The sequence below is a fragment of the Pseudomonas sp. DC3200b2 genome, from assembly GCF_049895785.1.
Classification (GTDB): Bacteria; Pseudomonadota; Gammaproteobacteria; order Pseudomonadales; family Pseudomonadaceae; genus Aquipseudomonas; species Aquipseudomonas massiliensis.
The window spans coordinates 498715-510528 of sequence record NZ_JAFCTA010000003.1 but is presented as its reverse complement, the minus strand read 5'-3'; the positions used below and the strand labels follow the sequence as shown (position 1 = coordinate 510528).

The window sequence follows — 11814 nt, the reverse complement described above, 5'->3', positions numbered from 1 at the left end:
CAGCCGGCAGCCTTCTTCGTGGCGGCCAATGGCGGAGTGGCATCTGGCTCGATCATGGAGACGCGCTTTGGATTGGGAAACACTGCTTAACCGCGAACGCCTGGGCAAGCCGCTGCAAAGCTCCGAAGAGCTTGGCCGCACGCCCTTTCACAAGGATCACGACCGGATCATTTTTTCCGGCGCGTTTCGCCGACTCGGTCGCAAGACCCAGGTCCACCCTGTCAGTAGCAACGATCACATCCATACCCGCCTTACCCATTCCCTGGAAGTCAGCTGCGTGGGTCGCTCCCTTGGGATGAGGGTAGGTGAAACCCTGCGCGCGGAACTGCCCGGCTGGTGCGACGCCGCGGACCTGGGGATGGTGGTGCAGTCGGCCTGCCTGGCCCATGACATCGGCAACCCGCCCTTCGGGCATTCCGGAGAGGACGCCATCCGCTACTGGTTCCAGCAGGCCGCGGGCCGGGGCTGGCTCGACAGCATGAGCGATGCCGAGCGGCTGGACTTCCTTAATTTCGAGGGCAACGCCCAGGGCCTGCGGGTACTGACGCAACTGGAATACCATCAGTTCGAAGGCGGCATGCGCCTGACCTACGCCACCTTGGGTACCTACCTCAAGTACCCTTGGACGGCCCGACATGCCGACTCCCTGGGTTACAAGAAACACAAGTTCGGCTGCTACCAGAGCGAGCTGCCACTGCTGGAACAGATTGCCCAGCGCCTGGGCCTGCCGTTGCTGGAAACCCAGCGCTGGGCACGTCATCCGCTGGTCTACCTCATGGAGGCGGCGGACGACATCTGCTACGCCCTGATCGATCTGGAAGACGGCCTGGAGATGGAGCTGCTGGACTACGCCGAGGTCGAGGGCTTGCTGCTGGACCTGGTCGGGGACGACCTGCCCGAAACCTACCGCCTGCTTGGGCCGGGCGCATCCAGGCGGCGCAAGCTGGCCATCTTGCGTGGCAAGGCCATCGAACACCTCACCAATGCCGCGGCCAGGGCGTTCGTCGAACAACAGCCCGCGCTGCTGGCGGGGGCCTTGGCCGATGACCTGGTGGAGCACATGGCTGGCCCGGCCAAGCGCTGCGTGCAAGGTGCCAAGGATATCGCCCGGGAAAAGATCTTCCATGACAAGCGCAAGACGCTGCATGAAATAGGCGCCTACACCACGCTGGAAGTCTTGCTCAACGCCTTCTGTGGCGCTGCCCTGGAGCAGTACGGCGGGCGACGGCTGTCCTTCAAGAACCGGCGCATCCTGGACCTGATGGGCAGTAACGCGCCTGACCCGTCGTGGCCCTTGCACACGGCCTTCATGCGCATGATCGATTTCATCGCTGGCATGACCGACAGCTACGCCACCGAAATGGCCAGTGAAATGACTGGACGCGCCATTCCGCTCTGAGCGATCCGGGTAAAGCTCTGATATTGGCGCGGTTAGCCATCGCGCCCGTCCTCACACCGCTGCAACTGAGCTAAGGTCGCGCTCCGATCGCAGTAAGGAAACAGGCATGGGCTCGGTTTTTATCATTGAAGATCATCCAGTGATTCGTCTGGCGATACGAATGTTGCTGGAGAACGAGGGATACGAGGTCATTGGCGAAACCGACAATGGCGTGGACGGGATGCGCCTGTTGCGCGAGTACGATCCGCACCTGGTGGTGCTCGATATCAGCCTGCCTCGTCTCGATGGCCTGGAGATCCTGGCCCGGCTGCACGCCATGGGCATGCCCTATCGGGTCCTGGTGTTCACCGCTCAATCCGCCCAGTTGTTCGCGATGCGCTGCATGCAGTTAGGCGCCGCGGGCTATGTATGCAAGCGCGAGGAGCTCACCGAGCTGATCAGCGCGGTACGCGCCGTATTCGCCGGCTATAACTATTTCCCCAGCCAGGCCCTGGCCGACCCTGAAGATCCTGAACGCAGCGCGGAGCTGCGCCGCTTCGGACAGGTCAATGACCGCGAGCTGATGGTCCTGCAGCAATTCGCCCAAGGGCGCACCAACCGGGAAATCGCCGAAGGCATGTTCCTTAGCAACAAAACGGTCAGCACCTACAAGAAACGCTTGATGCACAAGCTCCAGGCGCGGTCGCTGGTCGAACTACTGGAAATCGCCAAGCGCAACGCCCTGGTCTGATGACGGCTCGGTTTCGCCGAACAAGCTCGGCAGCCGAGCAAGCGCTGTCATGGTTAAGCTGCTAGACTGCGCCCCGCAATCACCAAGAGGATTTTTTCATGGCTACCAACCGTTCCCGCCGTCTGCGCAAGAAACTCTGTGTGGACGAATTCCAGGAACTGGGCTTCGAGCTCAACCTGGAATTCAAGGAAGACCTGTCGGAGGAAGCCATAGACGCGTTCCTCGACGCGTTTCTTACCCAGGCCATGGATGCCAATGGCCTGGACTACGTAGGCGGCGATGACTTCGGCCTGGTTTGCTCGGCCAAGCGGGGCTCCGTCAGCGAAGAGCAGCGTGCCACCGTCGAAGCCTGGCTCAAGGGCCGCAGTGAATTGACCAAGGTCGAAGTCAGCCCGCTGGTCGACGCCTGGTACCCCGAGAAGCCAATCAACAGCCCTAGCTGAAGCGGTCTGGGCCAGGCTGTCACCTGGCTCGCTCGCTGGAAAGGCCACCCATGAGGTGGCTTTTTCTTGCCTGGCATCTGCCGCGCGGACAACATTGACAGAGCTCGCGCCTGGCGCTGAACAGGCATGCGGCCAATCAGGTGAATTTCCTCCATCCTGAAGCTGACCTCCCACAGCGCAGGTGGGCTTGTGCATAATGGCCGCTTTCAGGGGGAGCCTTCATCTCTTCTCGCTCCCGTGTCTTCGCGCGCCAAAGAGCTTCGTCTCCATGATCAAACCACTACGTTCGCTGTTTATTTCCGGCCTGCTGATGGCCGCCGCTACCTCCCTTCATGCCGCGCCGGGCGACCTTACTCCCAAGGTGACGCAGGCGCTCAAGGCCAGCAAGCTTACCGACAACGCGCTTTCACTCGCCCTGGTACCCCTCAACGGCCAGGGTTCCAGCACCTTGTTCAATGCGGATGTGTCGGTCAATCCTGCCTCCACCATGAAGCTGGTCACCACCTTCGCCGCCCTGGAACTGCTCGGCCCCACCTTCCAATGGAAAACCGAGTTCTATACGGACGGCACCTTGAGCGGCGGCGTACTGCATGGAAACCTCTACGTAAAAGGCGGAGGCGACCCCAAGCTGAACATGGAGAAGCTCTGGCTGCTGATGCGAGACCTGCGCGCCAATGGCGTGCAGCAGGTTACCGGCGATCTGATCCTGGACCGCGGTTTCTTCAAACAACCGCAGTTGCCGGCATTCAACGACGATGGCAATGACGAGAACGCGCCATTCCTGGTCCGCCCGGACGCCTTGATGATCAACCTAAAGGCGCTGCGTTTCGTCGCGCGCAACGATGGCGGCAAGGTCACAGTCGCCGCGGAACCGCCGATCCGCACCATCCGGTTGGACAATCAGGTAAAGGCGGCTTCGGGTAGCAAATGCGTAGGCGACGTGCGTTATAACGCCGTGCCCCAGCCAGACGGCATCAATGTCATTGTCAGCGGTCAACTCGCGGATGGATGCAACTCCCAGACATACCTGTCATTGCTTGACCACTTCGCTTACTCGGCCGGGGCAATCCGGGCGATCTGGGGCGAATTGGGCGGCACCATCAACGGTGTGGACCGTGACGGCAGTGTGCCTCGCAATGCGCGCCTGCTGGCCCGGGCGTTTTCGCCTGACTTGGTCGAGGTCATCCGCGACATCAACAAATACAGCAACAACACCATGGCCCAGCAGCTGTTCCTGACCATAGGCGCCTTGAACCGCACCGCCGCGGATGAAGACGACGCCAAGGCGGCCCAGCGGGTGATCCGGCAATGGCTGGCGAAGAAAGGCATGGTAGCGCCTCATCTGGTGATGGAAAACGGCAGCGGCCTGTCCCGGGCCGAACGGGTAAGCGCCCGGGAAATGGCGGCTCTGCTGCAAGCCGCCTGGCGCAGCCCTTACGCAGCGGAATTCATGAGCTCCATGCCCCTGGTAGGCATGGACGGCACCATGCGCAAGCGTCTGAAGCGCACCGCCATGACCGGCGAAGGGCACATCAAGACCGGGACCCTGAACACCGTCAGGGCGATCGCCGGTTTCAGCCGGGACGTGAACGGTAATACCTGGGCCGTGGTCGCCATCCTGAACGACCCCAAGCCCTGGGGCGCCCGCTCGGTGCTGGACCAGGTGCTGCTGGACCTCTACAACCAGCCCCGCATCGCCAACACCGCCGCCCTGCCCTGATCCGGGCAGCCGTGTTGGCCCAGACGCCCTTTAGCGGGCCTGAATGCGCCAGGCCTGGTGGATTTTCTCGTTACGCGCGAAGTCCGGGTCCAGGGTCTGGCGAGTGATGTCCTCGACGGCATAGCGGGCCGCGACGGTCTCATCCAGGCGGAAGCGACGGAAGTTGTTGGAGAAGTACAGGGTCCCGCCCTTGGCCAGTCGGGCCATGGCCAGGTCCAGCAAGCGTACGTGGTCGCGCTGGACATCGAACACGCCTTCCATGCGTTTTGAGTTGGAGAAGGTCGGCGGGTCTATGAAGATGAGTTCGTATTCGCCCCGGTCCTGCTCCAGCCAGGCCATGACATCGCTGTGCACCAGCTGGTGCCGCTCGGAGAAACCGTTGAGCGCCAGGTTGCGCCGGGCCCAGTCCAGGTAGGTGCGCGAAAGGTCCACGCTGGTGGTCGCGTGGGCCCCGCCCTTGGCGGCATGCACCGTGGCCGTGGCGGTGTAGCAGAACAGGTTGAGGAACCGCTTGCCCGCTGCCTCACGCTGCAAGCGGGCGCGCATGGGGCGATGATCGAGGAACAGCCCGGTGTCCAGGTAATCGGTAAGGTTGACCAAAAGGCGCACCCCCACCTCGTTGACCTCCATGAAGCCGCCCTCGGCCCCCTGCCGCTCGTACTGCCGCGTACCGGTCTGGCGCTCGCGGCGCTTGAGCACCACCTTGCGCGGGTCTGCCTGCAGCGCAACCGGGATAGCCGCCAGGGCGTCGAACAGCCGAGCCTGGGCCTTCTGCGGATCCACCGACTTGGGCGCGGCGTACTCCTGAACATGGACCCAGTCCTGGTACAGGTCCACAGCGAAGGCATATTCAGGCATGTCCGCGTCATAGACCCGGTAGCAGGACACACCGTCACGACGAGCCCATTTACCCAGCTGGCGCAGATTCTTCTGTAGCCGATTGGCGAACATCTGCCCGCCTTCGCTCAACCGGGCCGCCTCGGCCAGGGCCTGGGGCGCGGCAGGTAGCTCAGGGGTGGCCTGGGAAACGGTAGCAGCCGTCGCCGGACGACGCTCGCCTACTACGAATTGCTGTGGTTGCACATCCAGTAGCAACAGCTTGCACGGCAAGGCACCGTTCCAGAATGCGTACTGTTTGTGACTGCGGATGCCCATGCGCTTGCCCAGGTCCGGCGCGGCGGTAAAGATCGCCGCCTGCCAATTCAGGCAGGCCTGGCGCAAGCGCTCTCCCAGGTTCTGGTAGAGGTAGACCAGGCTGGCCTCGTCGCCTAGCCGTTCGCCATAGGGGGGGTTGCACACCACCAGCCCCTTCTGGTTCTGGTCCGGGCGTGGCTCGAAGGTAGCCAGCTCACCCTGGTAGATCTTCACCCAGTCGCTCAGGCCCGCCCGCTCGATGTTATTGCGCGCCGGCTGGATAAGCCGAGGGTCGGCCTCGTAGCCGCGAATCCAGGCCGGCTTGCGCGCCAGCCCTACGCGGGCACGCTCGCTGGCCTCATCATGCAGCTTGCGCCACAGGGCCGGCACATGACCCAGCCAGGCGCTGAAGCCCCAGCGCTCCCGACGCAGGTTGGGAGCCAGGTCCGCCGCCATCATGGCCGCTTCCACCAGGAAGGTACCGACTCCGCACATGGGGTCCGCCAGGGCACCGCCTTCGGCGGCGATCCGCGGCCAGCCGGCACGCAGCAGGATCGCCGCCGCCAGGTTCTCCTTCAAAGGCGCGGCGCCTTGCTGCAGGCGGTAGCCACGCTGGTGCAGGCTGTGCCCGGACAGGTCCAGCGAAAGAATGGCCTCGCCTCGGTCCAGGCGCAGATGGATGCGTAGGTCCGGGTTCAGCTTATCGATGCCGGGACGCTGCCCATCACGCGTGCGCAAGCTGTCGACGATGGCATCCTTGACCTTGAGGGCACCGAAGTGGGTATTGTCGATGCCCGAACCATGACCGCTGAACTCCACCGCCAGGGTGCCGGTGGGCTCGAGATGTTCCGCCCATTCCAGCTCGCGCACGCCTTGATACAGGTCATCGGCATTGGTCATGGTGAACCGCTTGAGCACCAGCAATACTCGGTTGGCCAAGCGTGACCACAAGCACAAGCGGTAAGCCGTCTCCAGGGTGGCCTGGCCGCGGACCGCGGCGGTTTGCTCACGGGCTTCCAACAGGCCCAGCCCGCGCGCTTCCTCGGCCAGCAGGCCTTCCAGGCCCTTGGGGCAGGTCAGGTACAGATCGAACACATCAGACATCATTCACGCCTTTGCATGTACCCGGAGAACGCGTCCACCGGGTCGGTTGATCGAGCGCTGTTTCCGCCAGCGCCACTGATTGGCACCACCTGTGCCGGCCACTCGAGTGCCCCTTGCGTAAAAAGGTTAAGACACCCGGGCAGCGTTGAAGAGCGGTTGGCATGCCGTCGACGCGACCTCTCGTCGCGCGTCGATGACCATGCGACACCGATGTTTCCGAAGCGGCCCACGCGGCGTTGAAAGCTGCTGAATCGCGTCATTTCAATGGCTTGAGCCTGGTTTTTCCACACGTCGGTAGCATAGGCTTATGGCTCGAAGCGCTAAACATGAACATCTTATTACAAATCGTTCATTCCATCGGACGCGCAGGTTGTTTAGAACTAACCCCGTGAGGCGTATCGCAACGGTACGGCTCCTGGCCCGCCACGCCGGCAGCGGGCCCTTAGCACCGGCAGCTTGCTGCCCGGCCCAGCAGTGGCCGACGGGACATCAGTCAACAAACGAGGGCTACACCCTATGAGAAGACTCAAGCGTGATCCGTTGGAACGAGCATTTCTTCGCGGCTATCAAAACGGCCTCAGCGGCAAATCCCGGGAGCTTTGCCCCTTCACTCTGCCCTCGGTGCGCCAAGCCTGGATCAACGGCTGGCGAGAGGGGCGCGGCGACAACTGGGATGGCATGACCGGCGCGGCCGGGCTTCATAGGCTCAACGAACTTCACGCGGTCGGCTAGACCCGAATCTTCAAACCTTTCCAATGCCGCCATCCCCGGCGGCGGCCCGGGCCACTTCGGTGGCCGGGCCAGCGAGGCGCTACCCTGCCGTGGCCAAACCGGCGGAACGCTGAAGCTCCAGCGCTGCGATCGCATCCACTGCTTCACGAATCAGCGCCGGCCCTCGATAGATGAATCCGGAGTAGACCTGCACCAGGCTGGCCCCTGCCTCGATTTTCTCGGCGGCATGCCGCCCCTCGGTGATCCCCCCCGCCGCGATGATCGGTATCGCCCCGTTCAGCTCACCGGCCAGCACTCGTACCACCTGGGTGCTTTTTTCCCGCACGGGGGCGCCGGACAGGCCGCCGGCTTCATCGCCATGAGGCAGGCCTTGAACGCCCTCGCGGGAAAGCGTGGTGTTGGTGGCGATCACCGCGTCCATACCCGTGGCCAGCAGGGCCGCGGCTACTTCAGCGGTTTCCTCGTCGGTCATGTCAGGCGCGATCTTTATGGCCAGCGGCACTCGTCGGCCGCTGGCAAGTGCCAGTGCCTCGCGACGCGTCGCCAGGGCGTCCAGCAGGGTCTTGAGCTGGTCCCCGAACTGAAGGCTGCGCAGGCCCGGGGTATTGGGCGAGCTTACATTGACAGTCACATAGCTGGCATGGGCATGAACCTTCTCCAGGCACAACAGGTAGTCATCCTGGGCCCGCTCCACTGGCGTATCGAAGTTCTTGCCGATATTGATACCCAGCACGCCACGATAACGAGCGGCTTTCACGCGCTGCACCAGGTGGTCCACACCCAGGTTGTTGAAGCCCATGCGATTGATGATCGCCGTGGCCTCGGGCAGGCGGAACAGCCGCGGCCGTGGGTTGCCGGGTTGCGCGCGAGGAGTGACCGTGCCGATTTCGACGAAACCGAAACCCAGCTGAGCGAAACCATCGATGGCCGCGCCGTTCTTGTCCAGCCCCGCGGCCAGGCCTACCGGGTTGTCGAACGCCAGGCCCATCACGCTTACCGGCAGGCGCGCCGCGGGCTTGGCCAGAAGGCGATTCAGGCCCAGCCGGCCACCGGCGCCGATGAGGTCCAGGGACAGGTCGTGGGAAGTTTCCGCGGACAATTTGAAGAGGAACTGGCGGGCCAGGTCGTACATGGTCGGCTTGCTCGGCATGGGTCGAAAACAGCGGGCAGTATATAGGCCCCGCCTGGGTTTGTCGGCAATGGCATAACGATTGCTGACCATTGCCCCAACCAGGCGCGACCACCGCGCCAATACTGCACAACCGTCGACAGTGACGTCGTCGCCTCTCTTCATTGAGTGCGAACACCTCTGCGACCCTGACAAGGCGTGATCATGACCCACACTTCACTGGACCCCCGTACCGCCTGGGTAGCGGGAAGCGACGGGCCGGAAAAAACCTGCGTTGAACTGGGCTACATGGCGCTGACCGATTGCGCCTCGGTGGTGGTCGCCGCCACCCAGGGCTTCGCCCAGCCCTATGGCTTGCGCATCAATCTTCATCGGCAGCACTCTTGGGCAGGGCTGCAGGCCAAGCTGGCCAGTGGAGAGCTGGACGCGGCCCATGCCCTCTATGGCCTGGTCTATGCCGTGCAGCTGGGCCTGAGCGCCGCGCCGCGCCAGGACATGGCTGTTCTCATGGGGCTCAACCGCAACGGGCAGAGCCTGAACCTTTCCAGTGCGCTCGCCGCCGAGGGGATCGACTCGCCACAGCGCCTGGCCGCCTGGGTCAAGGCCGGCGGCAGACGGCTCACCCTGGCCCAGACCTTTCCAACCGGCACCCATGCCATGTGGCTCAACTACTGGCTGGCGAGCCTGGGGATCGACCCCTTGACTCAAGTCCAGAGCGTTGTGGTTCCGCCGCCGGCCATGCTCGACCATCTACGTGCTGGCCGCATCGATGGTTTCTGTGTGGGCGAGCCCTGGGCCGACAGCGCCGTGGCCGAAGGCCTGGCGGTAACCTTGAGTACCAGCCAAGCCATCTGGCCGGATCATCCGGAGAAGGTGCTGGCCTGTACCCGCGCCTTCGTCGAGGCTTATCCCAACACCGCCAGAGCGTTGACCATGGCGATCATCGAAGCCAGCCGCTTTGTAGAACAGGACCTGGACGCCACGGCGCACCTGCTCAGTGCTCATCAGTACCTGAACGCCCCGGTAGAGCGCATTTCTCACCGTCTGCATGGCCGCTATGAAGACGGTCTCGGACACGCCTGGCTGGATCCGCACCCGCTGCGTTTCTTCGATGAAGGCCGCGTCAACCTTCCCTATCTGTCCGACGGTATCTGGTTCATGACCCAATTCCGCCGCTGGGGCCTGCTGCGCGAGGCGCCGGATTACCTTGCTGTCGCCACCCAGGTGCAGCAACTCGACCGCTATCGGGAAGCCGCACAGGCGCTAGGCATTGTCTGCGATCCGGCCAACCATCGCAGCAGTCAGTTGGCCGATGGCACCTGCTGGAATGGCCAGGACCCCGAGGGCTATGCCTTGGGCTTCCCCATCGGCTGCCCTGGGAGCGCCTGAATCATGCTCAGAATCCTGTTGATCGACGACACCGCCAGGAAGCTCGGTCGCCTGCGCGTGGCCCTGACTGGGGCAGGCTTTGAAGTGATGGAGGCTGGCGGAATGACCGTGGACCTGCCCGCCGAAGTGGAACGCCTGCGCCCGGATGTCATTCTGATCGATACCGACTCCCCGGGCCGCGATGTCATGGAGCAAGTGATCCTGGTCAACCGGGACCGTCCCAGCCCCATCGTACTGTTCACCGACGAGCACGACCCCGCTGTGATGCGCCAGGCCATCCGTGCCGGGGTCAGCGCCTATATCGTCGAAGGCATACAGGGCCAACGCCTGCAGCCGATCCTGGATGTGGCCATGGCGCGCTTCGAAAGCGACCAGGCGTTGCGCGCTGAGCTCAACGCCCGTGACCTTCAGCTGGCCGAACGCAAGCGCGTCGAACAGGCCAAGGGGTTGCTGATGAAGCTCAAGAACATCGACGAAGCCGCCGCCTATTCCCTCATGCGGCGCCAGGCCATGAGCCGTCAACAGAAACTGATCCAGGTTGCCGAGCAGATCATCGCCATGAGCGAGATGCTGGGCTAGCAGGCGCCGGCTGGCCCGCTAATTGCTACCAGCTCACTGCCACTTGCAACACCCTACCCTGCTCGGGCAGCCAACGGCGGCTGCCGGGCCAACGACGAAGACGTCGCTTTCCGCTCGCTCAGGCGAGTCGGGCAGCGGCGTCTTTTGCGTTTCAGTTCCCCGAAGCCAGGGCGCCGACGCGCCCACTCGCCCGTTGAGGTATTCGATGAATACGAGTTTCTGGAAAGCCGGCCACGCCCCCACCCTGTTCGCGGCCTTTTTATATTTCGACCTGAGTTTCATGGTCTGGTACCTGCTCGGCCCATTGGCCATCCAGATCGCCGCGGACCTTCATCTGACCACACAGGAGCGCGGACTGCTGGTCGCCACCCCCATCCTGGCCGGGGCGGTGTTCCGCGTGGTCATGGGCTGGCTGGCCGATCGCCTGTCTCCTAAAACCGCCGGCATCATCGGTCAGTGCGTGGTCATCATGTCCCTGGCGCTGGCCTGGCAACTGGGCATCCATAGCTTTACCCAGGCACTGTTGCTGGGCATAGGGCTGGGCGTGGCCGGGGCGTCCTTCGCGGTATCCTTGCCCCTGGCTTCGCAATGGTATCCTGCCGAACACCAAGGCAAAGCCATGGGCATCGCCGGGGCCGGGAATTCGGGCACGGTGTTCGCCGCGCTTTTCGCGCCCGCGCTGGCAGCGGGCTTCGGCTGGGTGAATGTGTTTGGCTTTGCCCTGATCCCGCTGGTCGCTACCCTGGCTATCTTCGCCCTGGCAGCGCGCAATGCGCCGAATCGCCCCAAGGCCAAGACCCTGGCCGACTACAGCAAGGCCCTGGCAGACAAGGACAGCTGGTGGTTCATGTTCTTTTACGCCATTACCTTCGGGGGCTTCATTGGCCTGGCCAGCGCCTTGCCGGGCTATTTCAACGATCAATACGGCCTCAGCCCGGTCACTGCCGGCTACTACACTGCAGCCTGCGTCTTTGGCGGAAGCCTGATGCGCCCACTGGGCGGTGCCCTTGCCGACCGCTTCGGCGGGATTCGCGCCCTGCTGTGCATGTACACAGTAGCGGCCTTGTGCATTGCCGCGGTGGGTTTCAACCTGCCCAGTTCCGTAGCCGCCCTGGCCCTGTTCGTGGTGTGCATGCTGGGCCTGGGCGCCGGCAACGGTGCGGTTTTCCAGCTCGTGCCCCAACGCTTCCGTCAGGAGATCGGCGTCATGACCGGGCTTATCGGCATGGCAGGCGGTATTGGCGGCTTCCTCCTGGCAGCTGGCCTGGGCGCCATCAAGCAGCAGACCGGCAGCTACCAGCTGGCGCTCTGGACGTTCGCCTTGCTCGCCGTAGTGGCCTGGTTTGGCCTGCATAGCGTCAAGCGGCGCTGGCGCACCACCTGGGGCGCGGCGGCAGTCACCGCGGCACGGGTGTGAGCGCCAGGCTGGAGCTTACCGCGGCTTGCGCCAGCGCG

10 protein-coding genes are annotated in these 11814 nt (G+C 63.6%); 8 read left to right on the top strand and 2 right to left on the bottom strand.

Annotated elements, in window-relative coordinates; translation table 11 throughout:
• Positions 1–67 precede the first annotated feature (67 nt).
• The 4 genes from ACP691_RS11680 (at position 68) to dacB (ending at position 4292) form a co-directional block, all read left to right on the top strand.
• On the top strand, positions 68–1399 hold the full coding sequence (locus tag ACP691_RS11680; protein ID WP_426149588.1) for a deoxyguanosinetriphosphate triphosphohydrolase: 1332 nt from the start codon (positions 68–70) through the stop codon (positions 1397–1399).
• A gap of 106 nt (positions 1400–1505) precedes the next feature.
• Positions 1506–2129: a response regulator gene (locus tag ACP691_RS11675; RefSeq protein WP_426149587.1), complete on the top strand. Its 624-nt coding sequence runs from the start codon at positions 1506–1508 to the stop codon at positions 2127–2129.
• A 98-nt stretch (positions 2130–2227) separates the two neighbouring features.
• A complete protein-coding gene (locus ACP691_RS11670) occupies positions 2228–2572 on the top strand; it encodes a YggL family protein (RefSeq protein ID WP_040260742.1) in 345 nt (114 codons plus the stop codon).
• 268 nt (positions 2573–2840) lie between these two features.
• Positions 2841–4292, top strand: coding sequence for a D-alanyl-D-alanine carboxypeptidase/D-alanyl-D-alanine endopeptidase (dacB, locus tag ACP691_RS11665; RefSeq protein WP_426149586.1), 1452 nt, complete (start codon positions 2841–2843; stop codon positions 4290–4292).
• Between the two features lie 30 nt (positions 4293–4322).
• Here the strand turns inward: dacB and rlmKL are convergent, their stop codons facing one another.
• Positions 4323–6530: a bifunctional 23S rRNA (guanine(2069)-N(7))-methyltransferase RlmK/23S rRNA (guanine(2445)-N(2))-methyltransferase RlmL gene (gene rlmKL, locus ACP691_RS11660; RefSeq protein ID WP_426149585.1), complete on the bottom strand. Its 2208-nt coding sequence runs from the start codon at positions 6528–6530 to the stop codon at positions 4323–4325.
• Between the two features lie 516 nt (positions 6531–7046).
• Between rlmKL and rmf the strand changes: the two genes are divergently transcribed.
• Positions 7047–7262, top strand: coding sequence for a ribosome modulation factor (rmf, locus tag ACP691_RS11655; protein ID WP_040260745.1), 216 nt, complete (start codon positions 7047–7049; stop codon positions 7260–7262).
• Between the two features lie 79 nt (positions 7263–7341).
• On the opposite strand, the gene ACP691_RS11650 is transcribed toward rmf, so the two are convergent.
• On the bottom strand, positions 7342–8394 hold the full coding sequence (locus tag ACP691_RS11650; RefSeq protein ID WP_426149714.1) for a quinone-dependent dihydroorotate dehydrogenase: 1053 nt from the start codon (positions 8392–8394) through the stop codon (positions 7342–7344).
• Positions 8395–8595: 201 nt separating this feature from the next.
• Between ACP691_RS11650 and ACP691_RS11645 the strand changes: the two genes are divergently transcribed.
• The 3 genes from ACP691_RS11645 (at position 8596) to ACP691_RS11635 (ending at position 11776) form a co-directional block, all read left to right on the top strand.
• A complete protein-coding gene (locus ACP691_RS11645) occupies positions 8596–9780 on the top strand; it encodes a CmpA/NrtA family ABC transporter substrate-binding protein (protein WP_426149584.1) in 1185 nt (394 codons plus the stop codon).
• Between the two features lie 3 nt (positions 9781–9783).
• On the top strand, positions 9784–10359 hold the full coding sequence (locus tag ACP691_RS11640; RefSeq protein WP_426149583.1) for an ANTAR domain-containing response regulator: 576 nt from the start codon (positions 9784–9786) through the stop codon (positions 10357–10359).
• 205 nt (positions 10360–10564) lie between these two features.
• Positions 10565–11776: a nitrate/nitrite transporter gene (locus ACP691_RS11635; RefSeq protein ID WP_426149582.1), complete on the top strand. Its 1212-nt coding sequence runs from the start codon at positions 10565–10567 to the stop codon at positions 11774–11776.
• The last annotated feature ends 38 nt before the right edge of the window (positions 11777–11814 follow it).

Excerpts from the sequence above, each read along its gene's own strand:
- ACP691_RS11635 (WP_426149582.1), top strand. The coding sequence starts at position 10,565 with ATGAATACGAGTTTCTGGAAAGCCGGCCACGCCCCCACCCTGTTCGCG.
- ACP691_RS11675 (WP_426149587.1), top strand. The coding sequence starts at position 1,506 with ATGGGCTCGGTTTTTATCATTGAAGATCATCCAGTGATTCGTCTGGCG.
- ACP691_RS11640 (WP_426149583.1), top strand. The coding sequence starts at position 9,784 with ATGCTCAGAATCCTGTTGATCGACGACACCGCCAGGAAGCTCGGTCGC.
- rmf (WP_040260745.1), top strand. The coding sequence starts at position 7,047 with ATGAGAAGACTCAAGCGTGATCCGTTGGAACGAGCATTTCTTCGCGGC.
- dacB (WP_426149586.1), top strand. The coding sequence starts at position 2,841 with ATGATCAAACCACTACGTTCGCTGTTTATTTCCGGCCTGCTGATGGCC.
- ACP691_RS11645 (WP_426149584.1), top strand. The coding sequence starts at position 8,596 with ATGACCCACACTTCACTGGACCCCCGTACCGCCTGGGTAGCGGGAAGC.
- ACP691_RS11670 (WP_040260742.1), top strand. The coding sequence starts at position 2,228 with ATGGCTACCAACCGTTCCCGCCGTCTGCGCAAGAAACTCTGTGTGGAC.
- ACP691_RS11650 (WP_426149714.1), bottom strand. The coding sequence starts at position 8,394 with ATGTACGACCTGGCCCGCCAGTTCCTCTTCAAATTGTCCGCGGAAACT.
- rlmKL (WP_426149585.1), bottom strand. The coding sequence starts at position 6,530 with ATGTCTGATGTGTTCGATCTGTACCTGACCTGCCCCAAGGGCCTGGAA.